18 protein-coding genes are annotated in these 22,736 nt (G+C 68.9%); 8 read left to right on the top strand and 10 right to left on the bottom strand.

From position 1 onward, the window contains the following. Positions 1 to 109 precede the first annotated feature (109 nt). Positions 110 to 934, bottom strand: coding sequence for a phytanoyl-CoA dioxygenase family protein (locus NFH66_RS09295; protein WP_349610046.1), 825 nt, complete (start codon positions 932 to 934; stop codon positions 110 to 112). Positions 935 to 950: 16 nt separating this feature from the next. Next, positions 951 to 2,294, bottom strand: a complete 1,344-nt coding sequence (locus NFH66_RS09290) for a Na+/H+ antiporter family protein (protein WP_349610045.1) — start codon at positions 2,292 to 2,294, stop codon at positions 951 to 953. A 284-nt stretch (positions 2,295 to 2,578) separates the two neighbouring features. On the opposite strand from NFH66_RS09290, the gene NFH66_RS09285 reads away from it, so the two are divergent. Next, positions 2,579 to 3,181 (top strand): DUF938 domain-containing protein, encoded by a 603-nt coding sequence (locus NFH66_RS09285; protein WP_349610044.1) that lies wholly within the window; start codon positions 2,579 to 2,581, stop codon positions 3,179 to 3,181. Between the two features lie 88 nt (positions 3,182 to 3,269). On the opposite strand, the gene NFH66_RS09280 is transcribed toward NFH66_RS09285, so the two are convergent. Beyond that, positions 3,270 to 5,993: a cation-translocating P-type ATPase gene (locus NFH66_RS09280; protein ID WP_349610043.1), complete on the bottom strand. Its 2,724-nt coding sequence runs from the start codon at positions 5,991 to 5,993 to the stop codon at positions 3,270 to 3,272. A 233-nt stretch (positions 5,994 to 6,226) separates the two neighbouring features. Here NFH66_RS09280 and rluF point away from each other — a divergent pair, with 233 nt between their 5' ends. Beyond that, positions 6,227 to 7,312 (top strand): 23S rRNA pseudouridine(2604) synthase RluF, encoded by a 1,086-nt coding sequence (gene rluF / locus NFH66_RS09275; protein WP_349610042.1) that lies wholly within the window; start codon positions 6,227 to 6,229, stop codon positions 7,310 to 7,312. 87 nt (positions 7,313 to 7,399) lie between these two features. Here rluF and NFH66_RS09270 read toward each other — a convergent pair whose 3' ends face one another. From NFH66_RS09270 to NFH66_RS09250, 5 genes are all read right to left on the bottom strand, one after another. Continuing rightward, positions 7,400 to 8,659, bottom strand: coding sequence for a TRAP transporter large permease (locus tag NFH66_RS09270; protein WP_349610041.1), 1,260 nt, complete (start codon positions 8,657 to 8,659; stop codon positions 7,400 to 7,402). Further along, positions 8,656 to 9,186 (bottom strand): TRAP transporter small permease, encoded by a 531-nt coding sequence (locus NFH66_RS09265; RefSeq protein ID WP_349610040.1) that lies wholly within the window; start codon positions 9,184 to 9,186, stop codon positions 8,656 to 8,658. Before NFH66_RS09265 ends, NFH66_RS09270 begins: the two co-directional genes overlap by 4 nt. Continuing rightward, on the bottom strand, positions 9,187 to 10,182 hold the full coding sequence (locus NFH66_RS09260) for a TRAP transporter substrate-binding protein (RefSeq protein WP_349610039.1): 996 nt from the start codon (positions 10,180 to 10,182) through the stop codon (positions 9,187 to 9,189). A 91-nt stretch (positions 10,183 to 10,273) separates the two neighbouring features. Next, positions 10,274 to 11,128 (bottom strand): deoxyribonuclease IV, encoded by an 855-nt coding sequence (gene nfo, locus NFH66_RS09255; RefSeq protein WP_349610038.1) that lies wholly within the window; start codon positions 11,126 to 11,128, stop codon positions 10,274 to 10,276. 220 nt (positions 11,129 to 11,348) lie between these two features. Further along, positions 11,349 to 12,299: a zinc metalloprotease HtpX gene (locus tag NFH66_RS09250; RefSeq protein WP_349610037.1), complete on the bottom strand. Its 951-nt coding sequence runs from the start codon at positions 12,297 to 12,299 to the stop codon at positions 11,349 to 11,351. A gap of 182 nt (positions 12,300 to 12,481) precedes the next feature. Between NFH66_RS09250 and NFH66_RS09245 the strand changes: the two genes are divergently transcribed. The 5 genes from NFH66_RS09245 (at position 12,482) to NFH66_RS09225 (ending at position 20,501) form a co-directional block, all read left to right on the top strand. Then, positions 12,482 to 16,159: an ATP-binding protein gene (locus NFH66_RS09245; protein ID WP_349610036.1), complete on the top strand. Its 3,678-nt coding sequence runs from the start codon at positions 12,482 to 12,484 to the stop codon at positions 16,157 to 16,159. Between the two features lie 26 nt (positions 16,160 to 16,185). Further along, entirely contained in the window at positions 16,186 to 16,812 is a 627-nt protein-coding gene (locus NFH66_RS09240; protein WP_345741675.1) for a condensin complex protein MksE, read from the top strand. Then, positions 16,809 to 18,044: a hypothetical protein gene (locus tag NFH66_RS09235; protein ID WP_349610035.1), complete on the top strand. Its 1,236-nt coding sequence runs from the start codon at positions 16,809 to 16,811 to the stop codon at positions 18,042 to 18,044. The genes NFH66_RS09240 and NFH66_RS09235 overlap by 4 nt, the downstream gene beginning before the upstream one ends. Positions 18,045 to 18,156: 112 nt before the next feature. Beyond that, positions 18,157 to 19,047, top strand: coding sequence for a DUF7281 domain-containing protein (locus NFH66_RS09230; RefSeq protein WP_349610034.1), 891 nt, complete (start codon positions 18,157 to 18,159; stop codon positions 19,045 to 19,047). Beyond that, the gene (locus NFH66_RS09225) at positions 19,047 to 20,501 is read left to right on the top strand and encodes a DNA recombination protein RmuC (protein WP_349610033.1); all 1,455 of its coding nucleotides are present in this window, start codon (positions 19,047 to 19,049) and stop codon (positions 20,499 to 20,501) included. Before NFH66_RS09230 ends, NFH66_RS09225 begins: the two co-directional genes overlap by 1 nt. Here the strand turns inward: NFH66_RS09225 and hepT are convergent. After that, the gene (gene hepT, locus NFH66_RS09220) at positions 20,486 to 20,890 is read right to left on the bottom strand and encodes a type VII toxin-antitoxin system HepT family RNase toxin (protein WP_349610032.1); all 405 of its coding nucleotides are present in this window, start codon (positions 20,888 to 20,890) and stop codon (positions 20,486 to 20,488) included. The genes NFH66_RS09225 and hepT overlap by 16 nt on opposite strands. 31 nt (positions 20,891 to 20,921) lie before the next feature. After that, positions 20,922 to 21,323: a type VII toxin-antitoxin system MntA family adenylyltransferase antitoxin gene (gene mntA, locus NFH66_RS09215; RefSeq protein WP_349610031.1), complete on the bottom strand. Its 402-nt coding sequence runs from the start codon at positions 21,321 to 21,323 to the stop codon at positions 20,922 to 20,924. Between the two features lie 134 nt (positions 21,324 to 21,457). Here mntA and NFH66_RS09210 point away from each other — a divergent pair, with 134 nt between their 5' ends. Continuing rightward, positions 21,458 to 22,672: a DUF4236 domain-containing protein gene (locus tag NFH66_RS09210; protein ID WP_349610030.1), complete on the top strand. Its 1,215-nt coding sequence runs from the start codon at positions 21,458 to 21,460 to the stop codon at positions 22,670 to 22,672. The last annotated feature ends 64 nt before the right edge of the window (positions 22,673 to 22,736 follow it).

Raw genomic sequence — 22,736 nt, 5'->3', positions numbered from 1 at the left:
GCGAGGATCGGTCTCGTCACTTAACGACAGGCGGCTCCTGCGGCAGCGCGCATCGTCAAGGCCCGCTGCGGCCGCGGAGGCTGAAGGTGCGGCCGCACAAGCGCCTGGCCTATACCAGGCGCGGAAACAGCGGATGATCCATCGGCACGCCCGCCGGCAGTTCCTGGTCGAGGCCGGGGAAGGGCGGCGAGGTGGTCCAGCTGCGCGGCGCATGGACCATGTCGTCGCCGAGGAAGCGCAGCGAGAAGGCCCGGCGGCGATGGGTGCCGCTGACCCCGGCGGCGGCATGCAGGGTCAACATGTTGAAGAACACCGCATCGCCGGGCTCCAGCGCCCAGCCGAGAATGGGGTAGGCGTCACGCCGAGCCTCGATGTCCGGCAGCTCCTCGAGGCTGCCCTCGGGGAACCACTTGGCCTGATGGTCCATGAAGGTGCGCGGCATCAGCCAGGGGCCGCGGTGCGAGCCCGCCACGAACTCCAGGCTGTCGGCCCGGGAGACCGGGTCCACCGGCAGCCACATGCTGACGTTCTGATGGCCCTCAACGTTGTAGTAGGGCTGGTCCTGATGCCAGGGGGTGCGCTGGCGCGTGCCGGGCTCCTTGACCAGCAGGTGGTCGTGGTAGAGGCGCGCCTCGCGGCTGTCCATCAAGCGGGCTGCGACCTCGCCGACCCCGGAGTCGAAGATGAAGCGCCGATAGGCAGGGTTGTGCTGCCAGTTGCTGAAATCCTCGAAGAACCAGCCGGGGTCGTCGGGCCGGCTGGCGACCTTGGCCCGGGGGCTTGGGTGGGCCAGGTTATCCTCGATGCCGGCGGTCAGCTCGGCGATCCAGTCGGCGTTGAACAGGCCGCGAATGACCACGGCGCCGTCGCGGGCGAAGGCCTCGACGATCTCGGCGGTGACGCGGGTGGCGATGGGGGATGAGGGCTGTGTCATGGGCGCGCTCCTGGCGTCAGAGGGTCATGGCCGCGAGCCAGCCGAAGGCGATCAGCGGCAGGTTGAAGTGCAGGAAGGTGGGCACGACGGTGTCCCAGATATGGTCGTGCTGGCCGTCGGCGTTGAGACCGGCAGTGGGCCCCAGGGTGGAGTCGGAGGCCGGGGAGCCGGCGTCGCCCAGGGCGGCGGCGGTGCCGACCAGCGCCGTGGTGGCCAGCGGCGAGAAGCCGAAGCTCAGGCACATCGGCACGTAGAGGGTGGCGATGATCGGAATGGTCGAGAATGACGAGCCGATGCCCATGGTGATGAACAGACCCACCAGCAGCATCACCAGGGCGGCGAGGCCACGGTTGTCGCCGATCAGCGTCACCGAGCTCTCCACCAGGGCGGGCACCTCGCCGGTGGCCTTCATCACCCCGGCGAAGCCGGCGGCGGCAATCATGATGAAGCCGACCATCGCCATCAGCCGCATGCCCTGGGTGAAGACGGTGTCCTGCTCGTTCCAGTGGACGATGCCGCACAGCGACAGCAGCGCGAAGCCGGTGAGGCCGCCGAAGATCATCGAGCCGCTCCACACCTGGACCACCAGGGCCACCACCAGTGCCAGCACGATGCCGCCGAGCTGCCAGGGGGCGAGCGCCGAGGCCGCAGGGATCTGCTCCATGCTCGACAGCGGCTGATCCTGATAGGCGCGCTTGCGGCGGTAGCTGACGAAGATCGCCACCAGCAGCCCCAGGCACATGCCCAGCGCCGGAATCAGCATCGCGCGTGGCGGCATGTCCCGGGTGACCACCAGTCCCGCGGCCTCGCCGGCCTGGTTGACGTTGGCCATCAGGATATCGTTGAGAAAGATCACTCCGAAGCCGATCGGCGTGGTCATGTACATCACCGTGATGCTGAAGGTGATGGCGCAGGCCACGGCGCGGCGGTCCAGGTCCAGGTGGTTCATCACCAGCAGCAGCGGCGGTACCAGGATCGGGATGAAGGCGATATGCACCGGGATCAGGGTGCCCGAGATAAAGCCGGCCAGGATCAGGCATACGAACAGGCCCCAGGTCACCAGCCGCGCATGGGTCGGGCTGTGGGCGCCGCCCTGGAAGCTGGCGATCACCCGGCCCGAGAGTCGCTGGGTGATCCCCGAGCGCGACAGCATCACCGCGAAGGCGCCCAGGGTGGCGTAGGCCAGGGCCACCGGCGCGCCGTTGCCGAGGCCGTCGTTGAAGGCGGTGACGATCTCGCCGGCCGGCAGGCCGGCATAGAGCCCGCCGACCACCGCGGCGGCGATCAAGGCGAAGACCACCGAGACCCGCATTAGGCTGAGGGTGACCATGATCAGGATGGAAAGCACAATGGCGTTCATGAGGATTCCTTGCGGGGACGTTTTTTTAGTTGGCTAAAGACAAGCCGCACATTGTAACCATCAGGGGCCCGGACGCCACTCGCGGTGGTCGTCCTTGGGTAGTGAAGGTCGTGCTGAGCGCCGCGTCGCCGTGGTGAGCGACGTCGATGACGAGCGTGAGGAGGCGATCCATGCGATCATCCATCGCCCCCTGAGGTCATCATCGACAAGGTGATCTCCGGGCGCCGCCATCATCTCGGTGCGGGTGACTAGCCGGCCTGCGCCATCAACCGCCGGGAGGCCCCATGACCGACGACCGCCTACAGAGTCCCGCCGCTGCCCGCAATCGCGACCCGATCCTGACGGTGCTGCGCGAGTCGCTGCCCGAGTCTGCCCGGGTGCTGGAACTGGCCAGCGGCAGCGGCGAGCACGCGCTGCACTGCGCCGCTGCCATGCCGGGCTGGCACTGGCAGCCCAGCGATACCGATCCGCGCGCCCTGGCCTCCATCGCGGCCTGGCGCAGGGCCGCTGGTACGCCCAACCTTGGCGCGCCGATCGCCTTCGACGTGACCGCCGAGTGGCCGGGCGCGGAGGTCGACGCCATCGTCGCCATCAACCTGGTGCACATTTCACCCTGGAGCGTCAGCGAGGCGCTGATGGCGCATGCCGGTAAGCGCCTGGTGCCGGGCGGCGTGCTCTACCTGTATGGCCCCTATCGACGGGCCGGCCAGCATACGGCGCCGAGCAATGCGGCCTTCGATGCCGACCTGAAGGCGCGGGATGCGCGCTGGGGCGTGCGCGATCTCGAGGCCGTGGTCGCCACGGCGGAAGCTCACGGGCTGCGCCTCGTGCGGATCGTGGAGATGCCGGCCAATAACCTCAGCGTGGTGCTGCGCCGCGAGCACTGATGCTCGGCCTGGGCGGCGCCGTTCGGTGGCGACAGCGGCATGGATCCGTGGAGGCCCAACGACGGTGGCCGAGCCCTGGGGCTGCCGGCTAGGCGCCGTGGCGCCGCCGCCTTAGCACCCATTTTTCCAGCTCCACCGCCAGGTAGATGGCCACACCCACCGCCACGATCGCCAGCCAATGGCTCGAGGCCAGCCCTTCGGCGCCGAATACCCGTTGCATGAACGGCAGGTAGGTCCAGCCTAGCTGCAATGCTGTCACGGCAGCGATGGAGCCCCATATCGGCTTGCTGCCGAAGATCCCCTGCAAGGAGAGGGTGCTGGCGGTGAGGAAGCGGCTGTTGATCAGGTAGGCGGCACTGCCCACCACCAGCATGTTCACCGCCCCCGCGCGGGCCTGCTCGATGCTTCCCCCCTGGGCGTTGAGGATCCACGAGAAGACCCCGAACACGCCGAGCAGCAACAGCAGGGAGACGAAGCCGACCCGCCACAGCAGGAAGAGGTCGAGCAGCGCGGCGTCGGGGTCGCGGGGGCGGCGGCGCATCAGGTCCGCCTCGCCCTTCTCGAAGGCCAGCGCCAGGCCCAGGGTCACCGCCACTACCATGTTGACCCACAGCGCCTGGACCGGGGTTACCGGCAGCTGGCTGCCGGCCAGCACGGCGAGCAGGATCGCCAGGCCCTGGGCGCCGTTGGTGGGCAGCAGGTAGGTGATGGTCTTGCGGATATTGTCGTAGACCTTGCGGCCCTCGCGGATGGCGCCGACGATGGTGGCGAAGTTGTCGTCGGCGAGCACCATCTCCGCGGCCTCCTTGGCCGCCTCGGTGCCCTGGATGCCCATGGCCACGCCGACGTCGGCGCGCTTGAGCGCCGGGCCGTCGTTGACTCCGTCGCCGGTCATGGCGCAGATGCCGCCGTGGGCCTGCATGGCCTGCACCAGGCGCAGCTTGTGTTCCGGTGCCGCCCGGGCGAAGACATCCACCTCGAGGACCACCTCGGCGAGCTCGGCGTCGGACATCGCCTCGATCTCGCGGCCGCTGATGGCGCGCTGGGTGTGCACGAAGCCCAACTGGCGGGCGATGGCCAGGGCGGTCACCGCGTGGTCGCCGGTGATCATCACCGGGCGGATGCCGGCGGCCAGGCACTCCCTGACCGCCTCGATGGCCTCGTCGCGGGGCGGGTCGAGCAGGCCCACCAGGCCCAGCAGCACCAGCCCGTCCTCGGCGTGATGATCCTCCAGCGCCTGGACGTCATCGATCGCCTTCTCGGCCAGCGCCAGCACACGTAGTCCCCGGGAGGAGAGTGCATGGATGCGCGCCTCCCACTCGGCGCGCTCCAGCTCGTCCTCCTCGCCATCCTCGCGTCGCACCCGGTGGCACATCTCCAGCAGGCGGTCCGGGGCCCCCTTGACCAGCAGGCGGTTCCTGCCGTCGACCTCGTGGAGGGTGGCCATGTACTTGCGTGCGGACTCGAAGGGGATGGCGTCCTGGCGGTCGTGGTCGCCGCGCAGGGGGCGTGCCTCCAGGCCCGCCTTGGCCGCCGCCACGACCAGGGCCCCCTCGGTGGGGTCGCCGTGGATCTTCCAGTGACCCTCCTCGTGGGCCAGCTCGGCGTCGTTGCACAGCACCCCGACCTTGAGGAAGTGGCGCAGGGCAGGCTGGTCGTCGAGGTCCAGCGCCGCCAGGGGCTCGCCGTCGACACCCACGGCGTGGAAGTCGCCCTGGGGAGCGAAGCCGGTGCCGTCGATGCGGATCTCGCCCTGGGGAAGCCAGATCGCCTGGGCGGTCATCTCGTTGCGGGTGAGGGTGCCGGTCTTGTCGGAGAAGATGGTGGAGATGGAGCCCAGGGTTTCCACCGCCGGCAGGCGGCGGATGATGGCATTGTGGCGGGCCATGGCCTGCACCCCCAGCGCCAGGCCGATGGTGACGATGGCCGGCATGCCCTCGGGGATGGCCGCCACCGCCAGGCCCACCGCGGCCATGAACATGTCGCCGACGGGCTGGCCATGGACCAGCACGCCGAAGGCCGCGGTGAGCAGGGCGATCACCAGGATGATCAGGGCCAGCGCCCGGCCGGCGCGATCGATCTGGCGCAGCAGGGGGGTCTTGAGCTGCTCGACCCCGCGCAGCATCTCGGAGATGCGTCCCAGCTCGGTGCGGGTGCCGGTCTCCACCACCAGGCCACGGGCGGTGCCCTGGACCACGATGGTGCCGGCGTAGGCCATTCCACTGCGCTCGGCCAGCTCCGCCGCGGCCTCCACCGGCGCGGTATCCTTGTCCACCGCGCTGGACTCGCCGGTCAGCGAGGCCTCCTCGGTGCGCAGCCGCCTGGCCTCCAGCAGGCGCAGGTCCGCCGGCACCCGGTCACCGCTCTCCACCAGCACCACGTCGCCCGGCACCAGCTCTTCGGCGGGAATCGTCTGGCGCTTGCCGTCGCGCAGGACCTTGGCCTGGGGCGCGAGCATGTTGCGAATGCTCTCCAGCGCCTGCTCGGCCTTGCCCTCCTGAATGAAACCGATCAGGGCGATGACCAGCACCACGCCGAAGATGGCGATGGCGTCCGGGCGGTGGCCCAGGCCCAGGCTCGCCACCCCGGCGCCGATCAGCACCAGCATCAGCACGTTGGCGAGCTGATCGAGGAAGCGTTTCCAGCCAGGGCGGGGTTCGGCCCGCTGGAGCTGGTTGGGGCCGAAGCGTGCCAGCCGCGAGCGGGCCTCGTGAGCGGGGAGCCCGTTGCCGTCGGTCGCGAGACGTTCCAGGGCTTCCTGGGCGGGCCGGGCGTGCCAGGCGATGGCCTTCTGGGCATGGGGTTCGGACATCCTGTGACCTCCGGCTGCGGGCATGATGAGCCCGTGGTGGTGAGCCCCAAGGTGTAACACAGTCGATGCTGCAGCGCAGTGACCGCGGACAAGTTTCAACGACAAGCCACTGAAATGATGCGGTGCGGCCTGGTGCTCCGGGCCTGCGCGGTGAGCTCGGTCGAGGCCCTGGCCTGCAGTTGCTAGAATGGGGGCTCGATGTGACCAGCCCACCTCCCTGCGGATACCACCCCATGGCCCAGACCCTCTCGAAAAGGATCAACAAGTACATCAGCGAAAGCGGCATGTGTTCGCGGCGCGAGGCCGATCGCTACATTGAGCAGGGCAACGTGCAGATCGATGGCCGCCGCGCCACCCCGGGTGACCGGGTCGTCCCCGGCAGCGTCGTAAAGGTCAATGGCCGGATCGTCGAGCCCCTGGAACTGGAGGAGGAGGACCTGGTGTTCATCGCGCTGAACAAGCCGGTGGGCATCGTCAGCACCACGGACTCCGTCGAAAAGGCCAATATCGTCGACTTCATCAAGCATGGCGCGCGGATCTTTCCCATCGGCCGGCTGGACAAGGATTCCCAAGGGCTGATCTTCCTGACCAATAACGGTGACCTGGTCAACCGCATCCTGCGGGCCAGCAATAATCACGAAAAGGAATATCGGGTCACCGTCAACAAGCCGGTGACCGACGACTTCATCGCCGGCATGGGAGGGGGCGTGCCGATCCTCGGCGAGGTCACCAAGAAATGCCGCGTGGTCAGGGAGTCCCGCTTCGTCTTCAACATCACCCTGGTCCAGGGGCTGAATCGCCAGATCCGTCGCATGTGCGAGGTGTTCGGCTACGAGGTGGTGAAGCTGGAGCGCATCCGCATCATGAATGTCTCGCTCAAGGGGCTGGCCAACGGCGACTGGCGGGACCTGACGCCTACCGAGGTGTCGACGATCCTCGCCATGACCGAGCACTCCCGTTCCGAAGCCCAGCAGCCCGAGCGTCGTGTGGCGCGCCGCAAGGCAGGCAAGGCCACGAGGGGCGGTGCCGGGAAGCCGGGAGGCAAGTCGACGGGCAAGGCAGCAAATGGGCAGCGGAGTGCGTCTCGCCGCGGTGATGGCGCCGCCCCCAGTGCCGGAAAGCCCGCCGCTGGCAGGCCTCCCAGGCGCAAGGTGAGCGAGCAGGGCGCTGTACCCGGCAAGAAGCCGGCAGGAACGAAGGCGACAGCCAAGAAGTCGGGTGGCAAGCAGGCGGGTGGCAAGCCCAAGGGGGGGCGCCCCTCGGGCTCACGAGCCAAGGCCATTGCCCCGGGTGGCAAGCCGCGCGGCAGGAAGTCCTAGGCGCTCTGTCCGAAAACTGGCAGCACTCGGCCAGACGGCGTTAAGAATCGACTCAGAGCACTCATTCACGGTCCGGGTAAAGGCCGCTTAACCCGACCAGCCGGCCAGGATCGGCACATAGACGACCAGCAGCAGCACCGCGATCAGCCCCAGCAGATAGGGGATGATCGCCCGGGTGATACGCTCCAGCGGCAGCTGGGTGACCGAGGAGGCCACGTAGAGGTTGATCGCCACCGGTGGGGTGATCATGCCGATGGCAAGGCCCACCACGATGATCAGGCCGAAGTGGATCGGGTCGATGCCCAGCTGGGTGACCAGCGGCAGCAGTACCGGGGTGAGGATGATCAGGGCGCTGGCGGTCTCGATGAACACGCCGGTGAGCAGGATCACCGCCACCACCAGCAGCATGATCACCAGCGGGTCGGTGGAGAGCGACAGCACCGCCTGGGCGATGGCGCCGGGCACCTGCCAGCTGGAGAGGGTCCAGCTGAGTACCGCCGAGGTGGCGATCACCAGCATGATCACCGAGGTGGTGATGGCCGAGCGGATCAGGATGCGGTAGACGTCGGCCAGGCGCAGGTCGCGGTAGATGAACAGCGACACCAGCAGGGCGTAGTTGACCGCTACCACCGCCGCCTCGCTGGGGGTGAAGACCCCCGAGAAGATGCCGCCGAGGATGATCACCGGTGTCATCAGGCCCCAGCTGGCGCTCCTGAAGGTGCGCCAGATGGTGGCGGCCGAGAGGGCGGTGCCGCGTGGATAGTTGCGGCGGTAGGCCTGCACGATGGCGATGGTGGCGAGGCCCAGCCCCATGGCGATACCGGGCAGGATGCCACTCAGGAACAGCGACGACACCGACTGTTGGGCGATCACCGCGTAGATGATCATCGGCACCGAGGGCGGGATCACCACGCCGATGGTGCCGCTGGCGGCGATCAGGCTGGCCGCCGAGGCGGGCTCGTAGCCCTTCTTGCGCAGCTCCGGCACCAGGCTTGCGCCCACCGCCGCGGTGGTGGCGGCCCCGGAGCCCGAGATGGCGGCGAAGAACATGCCGGCACCCACCGAGACGATGGAGAGCCCGCCCTTGAGGAAGCCGAACAGTGCATCGGCGAAGGCCACCAGCTTCTCGCTGACCTTGCCCTGGGCCATCAGGTCGCCGGCCAGCACGAACATCGGCACCGCCACCAGGGCGAAGGAGTTGATGCCCTGGAACATCTGCTGGGTCACCACCATCGGCGGCACGCCCTGGGCGTGCAGCGCGGCCAGGGTGCTGGCGCCGATGGCCAGGGCGATGGGTACCCCCAGCAGCATGAAGACCAGGAACAGCACGAAGAGCAGCGCGGTCATGGCTGCTCCTCGTCGTCGGCGTGTGGCACGGGGTCATCGCCCAGTGCCAGGCCGGCGATGTCCACCAGGGCATACCAGGCCATGATCGCCGCGGAGAGCGGGATCACCGCGTAGACCCAGGTCATGGAGAGGCGCAGTGAGGCGGATTTCTGGAAGCTCTGCACCTGCATGTACTCCCAGCCGATGGTGACCAGCCCGAGCAGGAAGCCCAGCGACACCAGCAGGGCGGCGATGCGCGCCAGGCGCCGGGGCAGCCCGGGCAGGGCGTCCACCACGAAGGTCACGGCAATATGCCGGCCGCGGCGAAAGGCGAGGGTGGCGGCCAGGAAGGTGATCCAGACCAGCAGGAAGCGGGCGACCTCCTCGGTCCAGCCCACCGCGGTGAAGAATACCCGCGAGACGATCTGCAGGGTGATCACACCGATCAACGCCGCCATCGCCGTGAAGACCACGGGGGCGATGGCGGCGTCGAGGGCGCGCTCACTCCAGCGCAGCGGTCGCAGCAGGGAATGGGCGAGGTCGGGCACTTACTTCAGGGCCTCCTGGATGCGCGGCAGGTAGTCGCCGAACTGCTCGCCGTACTGCGCGTAGACCGGGGCCACGGCCTGCTGGAAGGCGGCGATGTCGGGCTCCTCGACGATCTGCATGCCCGCCTCGCGCAGCTCGGCGAGCTGTTCGGCCTGCATCTCGGCGTTGATCCTGCGCTCGTGCTCGGCGGCTTCCTGGGCGGCCTGCTCGACCACTTCCTGGGCGGCCTCGGGCAGGGCGTTCCAGGACGGCATGCCCATCACGAACAGCGCCGGCGCATAGGTGTGGCGCGACAGCGTCATATGGCCCTGGGTCTCGTTCAACTTGAACGAATGGATCACGTTGACCGGGTTCTCCTGGCCGTCGATGGTGCCCTGCTGCATGGCGGTGAGGGCCTCGGTCCAGGCCATGGGCACGGCGTTGGCGCCAAGCTCGCGGAAGGTGTCGACGTAGACCGGGTTCTCCATCACGCGGATACGCAGGCCCTCGATGTCCGCGGGAGAGGTCACGGCGCGTTCGCTGTTGGTCAGGTTGCGAAAGCCGCGCTCGGCGTAGGCCAGGCCCTTGAGGTTGACCTCGCTGAGCCGGTCCAGCAGTTCCTGGCCGATCTCGCCGTCGAGCACTGCATAGGCGGCCTCGGGGCTGGGGAAGAGGAAGGGCAGCTCGAACACCGCCATCTCCTCGAGGAAGTTGGCCACCGGGCCGTTGGTGATCACGCCCATGTCCACGGTGCCGATCTGCATGCCCTCGAGCAGGGTGCGCTCGTCACCCAGGCTGGCGTTGGGATAGAGCTCGATATCCACCTTGCCCTCGGTGCGCGCCTCGACCAGCTCCTCGAACTTCATGGCGGCGATATGGAAGCCATCCTGTTCGTTGACCACGTGGGCCAGGCGCAGGGTGACCGGGTCCATGTCGGCGAGATCCGACGCGTTGGCAGAGGCCATCACGGCCAGGGAGATGCCCACTGCCAGCGAGCTGCGTGCAAAGCTTTTCATTGTTGGTTTCCTTTTGGTGTCAGCGTGTTGCGAAGTCCAGCGCCGGAAAGAATGCACCGCGCCGCGCGCCGTGGTCAATCTTGCCGAGGCGTCACTGGGCCAACGCGGCGGCCTGTCCGCGCAGCCAGGCGATCTCCTCGGCCCAGATGGCGGGCTCGATGGTTTCCAGCACCAGCGGCATGTTGTCGGTGCGCGGGTCCTGCATCAGGGCGGTGAAGCACGCCGTGCCGATATTGCCCCGGCCCAGGCTGTGGTGGCGGTCCACCCGGCTGCCGAGTTCGCTCTTGGCGTCGTTGAGGTGCATGCCCTTCAGGTAGTCGATGCCCACCACGGCAGCGAACTCGTCGAGCATGGCCAGGGTCGCCTCCCGGGTGCGCAGGTCGTAGCCGGCGGCGAAGGCGTGGCAGGTGTCGAGGCAGACGCCGACGCGCGTCTTGTCGTCGACCCCCTCGATGATCTCGGCGAGATGCTCGAAGCGCCAGCCCAGGTTGCTGCCCTGGCCCGCGGTGTTCTCGAGCACCGCGGTGACGCCTGTGGTGTCGGCGAGTACCAGGTTGATCGACTCGGCGATGCGGGCCAGGCAGTCGCTCTCGCTGATCTTGCGCAGGTGGCTGCCGGGGTGGAAGTTGATGCGATCGATGCCCAGTTGCTCGCAGCGACGGAACTCCTCGAGGAAGGCGGCGCGCGACTTGGCGAGCCCCTCGGCCTCGGGGTGGCCCAGGTTGATCAGGTAGCTGTCGTGGGGAAGGATCTGGCCGGGGCCGAAGCCGTGGCGCCGGCAGGCGTCGCGGAAGGCGACGATGACCTCCTCGTCGAGGGGCTTGGCCTTCCACTGGCGCTGGTTCTTGGTGAACAGCGCGAAGGCGTTGGCGCCGATTTCGACGGCGCGCGCGACCGCCTGGTTGACCCCGCCGGCGGCGCTGACGTGGGCTCCGATGTACTTCACTGGATGCTCTCCGGGTGACTGGGCAAGGCCAGCATTGTAGGTGCTACGGCCCTGTGGGTGCCATGGCCCTCGGGGCACTAAGCTTTGTCTGAAAAGTCGGCGAGCGAAGGTCAAACAAGGCAAAAATCGGCGAAAAGACGGAGTTTACGGGGTGTAAATGAGTACTTTGAGTCGATTTTTAACGCCGTATGGCCGAGCGCAGCCAGTTTTCGGACATAGCCTAGCGCCGGCGGCCCAGCCAGTAGCGATGCCCCTGGCGTTTCGGTCGCGTCTCCACCAGCGGCTGGCTGGGTCGATAGGGGCGCGAGGAGAGCGGCCGGGGGCCCTGGCGCGAGGCCAGTGCCATCAGGCGTCGCACCCGCTCATCCGTCGGCGGGTGGGTCTGCAGGTAGTACAGCCAGCCTGGTAGCTGTCGGCGGCCGAACAGGGACGCGAGCCACATCCCGTTGCGTCGCTCCAGGGCCGCCAGGGCGTCGGCGAGTCCCTGGGGGTCCCGGGTCAGCACGCTGGCCTCGAGGTCGGCGGTGAACTCGCGGTTGCGTGACAGCGCCAGCTGCAGCAGGGTGCTCGCCAGGGGGGCCAGGCCCACCACCATCAGCTCCAGCCACGGCATGCGGAGCTCGCCGGCCATGGCCAGGGGGAGCATGGCGATCAGCGCCAGCTGCACCAGGAAGGCGCCCCACACCGTCAGCCGCGTCATGGTGGCGGCCATGGACATCACCCGGGTGTCGCCGTGGCGCAGGTGGCTGACCTCGTGGGCCAGCACCCCGGCCAGCTCGCGCAGGGAGAGGCCGTGCAGCAAGCCCTCGGTGATGGCGATGCCGCCGTCCTCGGCATCCCCCACGGCGAAGGCATTGAGATCCGACGAAGGCACATAGAATAGCCAGGGTTGCTGGCTGAGCCCCGCCCGGCGATAGAGCAGGTCCATCACGCGGTAGAGCTGCGGCGCCTGGTGACGGTGCAGCACGCCGGCACCGGTGCGCGCCAGTACCAGCCGCGCCGGCACCCGGCCGCCGAGGTAGAGGGTCAGGATCACCAGGCCGAAGGTCCACAGCACCCCCGCGCTTCCGGCGAGCAGCCAGGCGGGCACCGCGAGCAGCAACGACATGCCGGCCAGGATCAGCAGGTGCTGGAAGGTGTTGTGCAGACGCTGGGCGGTAAGAGAGGGCATCGTATCCTCCTGATACGGACAGGTTAGCGCGCCGGATGGCGTGATGGCACCTCCTGGCGTGTGTTGGCCCCGCGTCTGCCCTGCGTCCTGCAGACTCAATTGAGAAGCCTGCGTCGCTCCGGCACTATGTGCGCTCGCCGGTGATACCCGGCACCGCCATGCCAAACGACCAGGGACGCGATATGGCTCAGCTGCTTCGCATCGTGATGATCCACGGCCACCTCGAGGGCGTGGTCGAGCTCAGTGTGGATGGCCACACCAACATCTGTGGTACCAACGCTTCGGGGAAGACCACCCTGCAGCGTCTGGTGCCGGTATTCTATGGCGAGTTGCCCAACAAGGTGGTGCCGCGCACGCGCCTCAAGTTCGACGCCTTCTACCTGCCGCATCGCAACAGCTACCTCGTCTACGAGTATCGCCGCGAGGAGGGCGATGTGTGCCAGGCGGTGCTGACCCGCCGCAGCGAGGGCGGGGTCGAGTACCGCTTCGTCGGCGATGCCTACCGCCCCGAGGACTACCTGGTCGAGAGCGAGGCCGGCGTGGCTGCCCTGGACTATGCCCAGTGGGCCAACGGCCTGCGCCGGCGGGGCGTGTCGGTCTCGCCCAAGTTGGGGGCCACCACGGAGTATCGCGCGGTGATCCAGAACGACTTTACCCAGGCCGGGAGCCCGGCCAGGGGCAACCGCAAGGAGGGACTGCGTCTGCGCCAGGTGGCCGCCCGCTTCAGCCTGGTGCGACCCGGCCAGCGCATCCGGCATATGGAGAAGCTGGTCTCGGCGGTGCATGCCAAGGAGGGCAAGATGGACACCCTCAAGACCATGCTGGCGGCGATCTTCGAGGAGGATGGCGTCGAACTGCCGGTGACCCGCATCCGCAACACCAAGGCGCGCGAGTGGATCGCCCGCATGCGCCAATCCATGCGCCTGGAGCCGCTGCAGCGCTCGCTGGCCGAGCTCGAACGCCTGGACCGCGCAATCGCCGACCTCGAGGCCACGCTATGGCAGCTCAGGCCCCAGCTGGAGGCCGACCGCCACCGGGCCGCGCGGGACCAGGCCGAGCATGAGGCCGAGATCCAGCAGCGCCAGCGCGACTTCCAGGACCGCGAGACGGCCTACCAGGAGCGTCGTGATGCCCTCAACGACCGCGCCAGCCGGGTCGACAGCGAGCTCGACCAGACCCGCGGCGTGCTCGATGATCTGCAGCATCAGTACGAGGCCTTCGAGGCGGCCGACATGCCGGGCCTGGAGCAGGATCTCAGGGCGCTGCCCCAGTGGCGCGAGCAGCAGCAACAGCTGCGCGATCACCTGGAGCTGATGCAGCAAGCGGTCAAGGAGAGCAAGGCCAAGCTGGAGGCGCGCCTGGTGGAGCTGGGCGACCTGCTCGAGTCGCGCCGCGACGAGCTCCAGGCGCTGATCGATGCCCTGGGGGAGGAGAAGGAGACCTGTCGCGACCAGCAGAGCGAGGCCGAGGGGCGCCTGGAGGCCGCTTACCAGGCTCGCCGCCAGGCCCTGGATGACGACTATGGTGCCCGCCTGGAGCAGATGACCGTGCGGCTCGCCGAGCTCAAGGCGCAGCTGGCGCACACCGCCCAGAGCGCGGAGGAGATCCACGAGGCGGAGCAGGCCCAGGCCCGGGTCGACCAGGCCCAGAGCGAACAGAGCGCCGCCGCCGGCAGCGTGGAGACGCTGCGTGGCGAGCTCGATGAGTGCCGCCAGGCCCGGGGACTGGCCGAGCGCGACCTGGAGCTGGCCCGCACCCAGCTGTCGCGTGCCCGCGGGCACCTCGACGACTTGCGGATCCAGCGTGACCCCGCCCAGGGCAGCCTACGCCACTTCCTGCGCCATCACCGCCCGGGTTGGGAGCAGAGCCTGGGCAAGGTGATCGCCCCGGAGCTGCTGGAGCGCCGCGACCTCGCTCCCCAGTGCCACGAGGGTGGCAGTGACGACCTGTTCGGGCTCGCCCTGGATCTCTCGGCCATCGCGCCGCCCGACTACGCCCAGGACGAGGTCAGCCTGCTGGCCGAGATCGCGGCCGCCGAGCAGGCGCTGGCCCAGGCCGAGGAGGCCGAAGCGGCCGCCGAGAAGGCGCTGCGCAGTGGCCACCACAAGGTGCAGGAGGCCGATGCCCGCCTCGAGCGGGCGCGCGCCGCCCGCCGGCGTGCCGCCGAGGAGGTGGACTACGCCCTGCAGGCCCGCAGCCAGTGCCAGCAGCGCCACACCGTCGCCCAGCAGGCGCGCAAGGCCAGCGCTCAGCAGACGCTGGCGGAGCAGGAGGCCGCCCACCAGGCGCTGCGTGACGAGCAGCGCCAGGCGCTGGAGGCGCTGGCCGACGGCCACCGTGCCCAACGCCTGGAGCTTGCCGCCGACTTCCAGGGGCGGCTGGCCGGCGTCGACCAGCAGATCGCCCAGTACCGCCGCCAGCTGGACGACCACCGAGCGGAGAATCGCCGCCAGCGTGATGAGCTCACCGCCGCCTTCGATCGCGAGTTGGCGGCGCAGGGGGTCGACCCCGAGACCGTGCGTGACACCCGCTCCCGCCTGGAGGCGCTGGGCAAGCGCATGCGTGACACCGAGGCGCGCCGTGAGGAGCTCGACGCCTATGCGCGCTTCATGCGCGTGGAGTGGGGCGAGCGCAAGCCGCGCCTGGTAGCGAAGGAGGCCGAGCTTGCCCGCGACCGGGATGCCCTGGAGCGTGAGCGCGAGCAGCATCGGGCCGACTTCCGCGCCGCCCGGGGCGAACACCGGGCCGCGGTGGGCGAGCTGGCCACTCGCCGCGACGCGGCCAGGATGCGGGTGGAGACGCTTGCGCCGCTGCTCGCCAAGCTGGAAACCCTGGCCCTGGAGCCGGCTCCCGAGCCCCTCGGCGAGGCACCGGGGGATGTGGAGGAGCGCATCGAGCGCCTGCGCCAGGGTCTCACCGACCACGCCCGTGAGCTCGATGCCCTGCGCCGTGGCTGCGAGAAGCTCGAGTCCGAGCTGATCAAGGGAGCCAGCGCCGACTTCCAGGCCACCCTGGCGGCCGAACGCGCCCGGCTCGACGGCGAGAGCCCGCGCCGCCTGCTGCCGGTGATCGCCGGCATGCTCCAGCTGCTCGAGGGGCAACAGCAGCAGCTGCTGCAGGAGGGGCGCAACCTCTCCGACGACCTCGACAAGTTCTTCACCGTATTCAGCGATCTCAACCGGCGCATCAGCGCCCAGAGCCGGCGCCTCTCCGACGAGGTGGCCGACGACCTGGTGCTCGAGGGCATCGGCCGCGCCGAGGTGAGGATCCAGTCGACCATCGATGAGCTGGGCTTCTGGGAGCCGCTCAAGCGCTTCGCCCAGCGCTACCGCGAGTGGCGCGACTCGGGTCAGCCGCTCCCCGGCGACGACTACCTGGATGCCCTGGCCGACGTGGTGGAGCTGCTGCGCAGCGACCAGCAGTACAGCTTCGAGAGCCTGCTGCGCCTGGAGCTGCACCTCAACGAGGGCGGCACCGACCTGGTGATCCGCAACGACCGCCAGTTGCTGGAGTCCTCCAGCCACGGCATGGCCTACCTGATCCTGTGCAAGTTCCTTCTCGCCTTCACCCGACTGCTGCGTGGCCCGGCCGAGATCGCCATCCACTGGCCCATCGACGAGATCGGCACCCTGGCCTACCACAACGTCGAGAAGCTGTTCGACGCCTGTGACAACAACCGCATCCATATCGTCGGCGCCTTCCCCAATCCGGAGTCGGACGTGCTGCTGCTGTTCCACAATCGCTACCTGATCGACCGTGACGAGGCCGCCCCAGCCAAGCGCCGTCTCAAGCGCATCGAGCCGCGCCTGAGCCGCCTGGCCCAGCGCCTGCAGGCCCGCGCCGAGGAGGCGGCATCATGAGTGAACATACCCCGATGGAGCGTTCCATGGTGGAGTTCGGTCCTCTGCTGGAGCGCCTGCTGGCCGGCGAGTTCATCTGCGCGGTGAGCGACGAGGGCGCCTTTCGCCGCCTGCAGGACGATGAGACCCGCGAGCGGATCGACGCCTACCTGCGCCCGCTCAACCGCCGCCTGGCCAGCAACGACGAGGGCAGCGTCTATTTCCTGGCTTGGCGTGTGCTCGATGAGGCTGCCCGGGAGCAGCTGTCGCGGCAGCTGGGCGAGACCGTGGCGAGCCTGCTGCCGCTGCTGGAGTGGCTGCAGCTGGTCCAGGAGGCGCTGGGGCGCGACGGGCCGGCCGCGCCCGGAGAGGTGCTCAAGCCCGCCGACTTCAGCTCGCGTTGCGAGGACAACCAGGGGCTGCGCGAGCGTCTCGAGCGCCTGGCCAGCGACCCCTTCTTCGGCTCCCAGAGCGACCAGCTCGACGCCCAGCTCAAGCAGGTGTTCAAGCGGCTCAAGGAGCACGGCTACCTGCTCCAGCCCCATGCCGACCGCCAGTACTACCTGGTCACCGCCAAGATCGACTACCTCATCGACCTGGCGCGCTTCATCCGCGACGAGGAGAACCTGCCGGTGGATGACCAGGCGCCGAGCGGCCAGGAGAGCCTGCTGTGAGTGTCGACCATCCCCACGCCCTGGAGAGCCGCCTGGTCAGCACCGGGGTCGAGCGCCTGGCGCTTTTGGGCAAGCACGCCGAGGCGCTGATGGCGGGCTACGCCCGGGACGAGGTGCCGCTGGAGGGGCTGAGCACCACCGCCCTCAACCGGCTGCTGGCGGCACGCATCCTGTGGCGGCCGGATGAGCAGGGCGGGGTGAAGCTCACACCCAAGGTGCGCGAGTTGATCGCCGAGATGCTCGCCGACGAGAGCCGCCGCCACGTCAACGCCGATGTGGCCGAGACCCTGGAGCTGTTGCGCAGCCTGGTGCAGAGCTACCGCGAGGTCCGCGACGGCGGTGAGTACTGGCGCCAGGAACAGCAGCTGCTGCACCTGCGCCAGGAGGTGGATGATCTCAATGGCCGCTTCGCCGATGCCATCGACAGCCTGTGGCGACGCCTTAACGGCGATTTCGGCTTCGTCAGCCGCCTGGGCGACAAGATCCGCGAGAACCAGCGCGCCCAGAAGCAGATCGTGCGCCTGCTCGACGGCCTGGCGCTGATCGACTTCGACGAGCTGATCGAGCTGGTGGGCAGCGACGGCGCCCTGCGCAAGCTGCTGGTCAGCGGCCTGCAGCAGCAGCTTACCCAGCACTACACCAGCCTGCGCGAGGTACAGCGGCGCCTGGTCGAGCTGATGGCGCGCTTCCGCCAGCAGCAGTCGCGCAGCCGCCTGGTGGCCGGCATGGCCGGCTTCCTGCGTGAGCACCCCGGCTTCGTGCCCGGCAACTACGCCCGGCGCGGCGAGGTGCCGGCACTGGTCAACCGCGCCGCCCCGCTGGTCGCCGCCGGTGCCGCCGCCCTGGACCACCACCCCGATAGCCGTGTGCTCGGCGAACTGCTGCACCGCCTGCCGCGGCCCGCTCCGCGCCCGCAACCGGTGACCGCCGCGGGGGCCGCCGCGCCTCAGGAGGACACCCTCGTGGCCGCTCGCCAGCAGGCCCTCAAGGAGGACGTGGAGCGCTTCTATCTGGCGGTGGTGGACGGCGGCGAGGGGCTCAGCGCCCTGGAGTTCCTGCAGCAGGGGGAGTACGAGTGGAGCGAGGAGATCTGGCTGTTCCAGGTGATCGCCGAATTCCAGGGGCTACCCAGAAGCGAGCAGCGCGCCTTCCGCCTCAGCCAGCAGGAGAGCCAGGCGAGCCGCTACAATCATGTCCGGCTGATCCACGACGTCACCCTGCAGCTTGCCTGACGGACGGACTTGATCGCCGATAAATCGGGCTCCCACAGGCGGAAGGCCTGACTGTAGGAGCGCAGATCCTGCGCGATGGCGCCGCAGGCGCCCGATATAGGAGGAGACCCCCTTGCACCTGACCACAAGCGCCCGCAACCTGCTTCGCGATGCCGCCGAAAGGCTCCGCTGCGAGCCCGTGGTGGAGAAACGCCGGGGCAGGGCGGTCGACCAGATTGTGGCCTGGTGCCAGGCGCACGATATCGAACTCGGTGCGCGCCTCACCCATGCCCGCCTGGTGCTTGACCGTGAGCTGCTGGACCGCATCGACGAGGCCCTGGACGCCCTGGGCGAGCCCGCCATCGCCGCCAGGCTCTCCGGCCTCTCCACCGCCGAGCAGGCGGAGCTCGGCAACCGTGAGGCGAAGGGCGTGCGCGAGAAGCCGCGCGAGCGGCGGGTGCTGGCCAGCCTGCCGGCGGTGAGCCGTCCCGGGGTCGCTTGCCGGGCGCACGACTGCCTCGATCTCGATCGTCGCGATCTCGACCTCGCCGCCTTCGACGCCCTGGTGCAGGTCGAGAACCTCGACAGCTTCTACGGCTTGCCCGACACGCTGCCGGCACTCTCGCCCTGGCCGCGCCCGCTGGTGCTCTACCGCGGCGATAGCTTCTATGGCGGCGGCTTCACCGACCTGGCCACCGACTGGGCCGCCAGCGGTCGGCCGCACCTCTACCTGGGCGACTTCGATGCCAAGGGGGTGAGCATTGCCCTGGAGCGCGGTGCCAGCCACCAGCTGTTGCCACCCCTTGAGTTGGTGGCCGAGCGTGCCAATGCCCAGCAGCTGCCCCCTGAGCAACAGCGCTACCAGGCGGCGCTGCGCCAGCATGCTACGCGACTGCCCGAGGAGCATCCGCTGGTTCGCTATCTCGCCATCCTGCTCGGTGAGCAGCGCGGCCTGCTGCAGCAGTGGTTCGGCAGCGCCGACGACTGGGTCGCGGTGCCGCTGCACCCCCGCCCGACTCCCTGATGCCCCAACCGGAAGACGCCACCGTGGAACTCCTGCAGACACTCGACACGACCCAGCTGATCCTGGGGCTGGCCACCTTCGCAGCGGGCCTCGTGATCGCCTTCGCCCTCCAGCAACGTCGCCTGAGCAACGCACGCCGCGAGCGGGAGGCCATGCGTGGCGAGCTGCATGCCCAGCAGCTGGAGGCCCGCGAGCAGACGGTGGCGCTGCAGGTGGCCGAAGGCGAGGTGGAGACACAGCGCGAGGCGAACCGCGAGCAGGCCCACGAGATGCAGCGCCTGCGCGAGGCCTACTATGCGCTCAAGCAGACCCATGGCGAGCTGACCACCCGCCTGGAAGAGAAGGAGGCGCACTTCGCCCGCCAGCTTCAGTGGATGGAGGAGAGCAAGGGTCAGCTCAAGGTGGAGTTCGAGAACCTCGCCAACGAGCTGCTGGAGCAGAAGGGCAGGGCCTTCTCGTCGCTCTCCGAGCGCAACCTGCAGGGGCTGCTCAAGCCCTTCCAGGAGGAGATCAAGGGCTTCCGCGAGAAGGTCGAGACCCTCCACCACCAGGAGACCGCCCAGCGCGCCAGCCTGACCACCGAGCTCAAGCACCTGCAGCAGCTCAATCGCGATATCACCGACCAGGCCGCCCAGCTGACCGAGGCGCTCAAGGGGCAGAAGAAGGTCCAGGGCAACTGGGGCGAGCTGATGCTGGAGAACGTGCTCGATAGCGCCGGCCTGCGCCCCGGCGAGGACTACCAGCGCGAGAAGAGCTTCACCACCGAGGCGGGCAAGCGTCGCCCCGATGCGCTGGTCTACCTGCCCGAGGGGCGCCACCTGGTGATCGACGCCAAGACCTCGCTTGCCGCCTATCTTGAGTACGTCAACGCCGAGGACGAGCCGACCCGCCAGCGGGCACTGGCCGCCCATGCCCGGGCGGTGGGCGAGCGCATCGAGGAGCTGGCCGACAAGCACTACTACGACCTGCCGGGGCTCAACTCGCCGGAGGTGGTGATCATGTTCATCCCGGTGGAGTCGGCCTATATCGAGGCGCTGCGCCACGACGCCACCCTCTACCAGCGCGCCATCGAGCGCAACGTGCTGGTAGCCACTCCCACCACGCTGCTCACCAGCCTGAATATCGTCGGCCAGCTGTGGCGTTTCGAGAACCAGAGCCGCCACAGCGCCGAGCTGGCCCGCAAGGCCGAGCGCTTCCACAGCAAGCTCGCCACCTTCCTCGACAGCATGCAGGACGTGGGGCGCAAGCTCGACGGCGCCCGGGAGAGCTACGGCCGGGCGCTGGGGCAGCTGGTCAACGGCCGTGGCAACCTGGTCAAGCAGGCCAGCGAGTTCCGCGAACTGGGCGTGGCGGTAAAGAAGGAGCTGCCTGCCGAGGTGCTGGAGCGCGCCCGGCTCGAGGTGGGCACCGCCACGTCGGGTGATGAGCGGAGCGACGATCAGGCGCGGAGCTGAACCTTGGCGAAGTCGAGCAGCCGGCGATACTCTCGCTGGTGGATGATGGACTCGACGATCGCGGCATCGAGGTTGAGGTAGTCGTGCACCAGCGCATTGCGCAGCCCGATCACCTTGTTCCAGGGGACGTCGCTGGCATCGAGTCCCTGTTCGCGCAGCTTGTCGAACGCCTTGCGGGCATCGCTCGGAACAACGCAGCCCTGCGACTTGAGGCGCTGCTTGGCGATACCGATGCAGGCCTCCGTCAGCAGCTGCAGGTTGCGTTCGGCGGCGCGGTAGAGCAGGGCGTTGAGACCGTTCGCCATCGTGGACGCCTCATGTAGCTGCTCCAGCTCTTCGGCAAGCGTCGCCAGGTGCTCGCCCATGGCATCGATGTATTCGGGGTCCATCGCGGGGGTCCTGTGGTCGGTACCTGAGGCGTCAGGCGAATTGCTGCTGATGGTAGAGGTGATCCAGCTCCCACATCGAAGTGATGCGGTTTTCCTCGCGGGCCAGGCGCAGGCGGTCGTTGGTCTGCAACACCCTTCCGGTACGGATCACGGCATGGGCCAGTGGCAGGGGAGCCAGGTTGATATCGACGATGGAGAGGCGCTCCGCCTCCAGCCCCAGGGCATCCTGCCAGGCCTGAGCCAGCAGCTCGGGCCGCAGGCGCCGCTCCAGCGGATCCTGCTCGAAGTCGCGGAAGGCCACGGCCAGGTCGATGTCGCTCTGGGCGGTCGCCGTGTCCTTGGCGTGGGAGCCGTAGAGCCACAGCACGGCGATGCTGGGCTCGCGTCTGGCCATGTCGGCGAGGGCCTCGAGCAAGATGTCGATATCCGGCATAGTGGATCCCTTGGCGTGATGAAGGTTTGCCGCCAGTCTACCATCCCCATCACAGGTTCAGGCGGCAGGCACGCAGCCGTTGAGCCCATGGGGGTAGCACCGCAGGAAGTCAGCATAGGGAGCAGGGAGTCGAGATGGCCTTTCGTTTCCAGCGTCGCATCCGCCTGGCGCCCGGGGTGCGCCTCAACCTCAGCAAGCGCGGCCTCGGCCTCTCGCTGGGCCCGCGCGGTGCCAGCCTCAGCCTGGGGCCGAGCGGCGTGCATGGCCATGCCGGGATCCCCGGCACCGGCCTCTCCTATCGGCAGAAGCTCTCCGGCGCCGATCGCCGGCGGCGTGGCACCCGCGACGCCGCCGCTTCGGCTCTGGCCCAGCGGCTGGCCGAGGGCGATAGCCTGGCGCTGACCCTCGAGATCGACGAGAGCGGCCAGCTCCGCTACTTCCATGGCGATGGCACAGCGATGTCGGACGCCGAGGCGCGGGCGGTGCGTCGCCATGCCGAGGCGAGCCTGCGCGAGCAGCTTCAGGCCCACTGCGAGCGCCTCAACGCCGACCTCGACCGCCTGGGGCGCCTCCACGAGGAGACTCCGGCGCCCGAGGCCACAGGCTATGCGATGCGCGACTTCGACGAGCCGCCCCCGCCGCCGTTCCAGCCGCCGCCGGCGGCCTGGTGGCATGCGCTGTGGCCGCCGGCGAAACGTGCCCGGGAGGCGCACAACCGCCGGCACCGCGCCGAGTTCGACGAGCGCTACCGCGCCTGGGAGTGGCGCAAGGCGGAGCACGATGCCGCCGAGTTCGCCCGCCATCGCCGCGAGAGCGAGGGCGTCTGGGACGATCCGGAGGCGATGGAGGCCACCCTGCGTGAGCGGCTGGAGGAGATCGACTGGCCGCGGGAGACGCTGATCGACTTCGACCTGGGCAGCGACATCTCGACCATCGCCGTGGACATCGACCTGCCCGGCGAGGAGGAGATGCCCGATCGCTACTGGGGCATGCCCCCCAAGCAGCTCAAGCTCTCGCCGCGCCGGCTGAGCGATACCCGCCAGCGCAAGCTCTACCGCGACCATGTCCACGGCATCGCCTTCCGCGTGATGGGGGCGGTGTTCGTCCGCCTGCCGGGGGTCAAGGAGGCGCGGGTCTCCGGCTACCGCCAGGTGGTCGACCCCGCCACCGGCGCCGAGCGCGACCAGTACCTCTACAGCGTCAAGGTCACCCGCGCCCAGTGGCAGGCGATCCGCTTCGACCGCCTCGACCAGGTCGACCCGGTCGCCGCCCTGGAGGCCTTCACCCTGCGCCGGGACATGACCAGGACCGGCATCTTCCGGGATATCGAGCCGCTGAAGCTGGTGTAAGGTGACGCCGGGCGTCAGGCGTAGCGTGGGGTGGTTCTCTGGTTGCTCTCGGCGGCGGGTTTCG

Source organism: Halomonas sp. H10-9-1 (assembly GCF_040147005.1).
GTDB lineage: Bacteria > Pseudomonadota > Gammaproteobacteria > Pseudomonadales > Halomonadaceae > Halomonas.
Note: the sequence above shows the minus strand (reverse complement) of the source record. Positions and strands in the feature narration are given on the sequence as shown.

What these genes read in the sequence shown, in the direction of transcription:
- NFH66_RS09270 (WP_349610041.1), bottom strand. Translation starts at nt 8,659, where the DNA reads ATGACCGCGCTGCTCTTCGTGCTGTTCCTGGTCTTCATGCTGCTGGGG.
- NFH66_RS09250 (WP_349610037.1), bottom strand. Translation starts at nt 12,299, where the DNA reads ATGCCCTCTCTTACCGCCCAGCGTCTGCACAACACCTTCCAGCACCTG.
- NFH66_RS09210 (WP_349610030.1), top strand. Translation starts at nt 21,458, where the DNA reads ATGGCCTTTCGTTTCCAGCGTCGCATCCGCCTGGCGCCCGGGGTGCGC.
- rluF (WP_349610042.1), top strand. Translation starts at nt 6,227, where the DNA reads ATGGCCCAGACCCTCTCGAAAAGGATCAACAAGTACATCAGCGAAAGC.
- NFH66_RS09285 (WP_349610044.1), top strand. Translation starts at nt 2,579, where the DNA reads ATGACCGACGACCGCCTACAGAGTCCCGCCGCTGCCCGCAATCGCGAC.
- mntA (WP_349610031.1), bottom strand. Translation starts at nt 21,323, where the DNA reads ATGCCGGATATCGACATCTTGCTCGAGGCCCTCGCCGACATGGCCAGA.
- NFH66_RS09280 (WP_349610043.1), bottom strand. Translation starts at nt 5,993, where the DNA reads ATGTCCGAACCCCATGCCCAGAAGGCCATCGCCTGGCACGCCCGGCCC.
- NFH66_RS09295 (WP_349610046.1), bottom strand. Translation starts at nt 934, where the DNA reads ATGACACAGCCCTCATCCCCCATCGCCACCCGCGTCACCGCCGAGATC.
- NFH66_RS09225 (WP_349610033.1), top strand. Translation starts at nt 19,047, where the DNA reads ATGCCCCAACCGGAAGACGCCACCGTGGAACTCCTGCAGACACTCGAC.
- hepT (WP_349610032.1), bottom strand. Translation starts at nt 20,890, where the DNA reads ATGGACCCCGAATACATCGATGCCATGGGCGAGCACCTGGCGACGCTT.
- NFH66_RS09290 (WP_349610045.1), bottom strand. Translation starts at nt 2,294, where the DNA reads ATGAACGCCATTGTGCTTTCCATCCTGATCATGGTCACCCTCAGCCTA.
- NFH66_RS09240 (WP_345741675.1), top strand. Translation starts at nt 16,186, where the DNA reads ATGGTGGAGTTCGGTCCTCTGCTGGAGCGCCTGCTGGCCGGCGAGTTC.
- NFH66_RS09260 (WP_349610039.1), bottom strand. Translation starts at nt 10,182, where the DNA reads ATGAAAAGCTTTGCACGCAGCTCGCTGGCAGTGGGCATCTCCCTGGCC.
- NFH66_RS09245 (WP_349610036.1), top strand. Translation starts at nt 12,482, where the DNA reads ATGGCTCAGCTGCTTCGCATCGTGATGATCCACGGCCACCTCGAGGGC.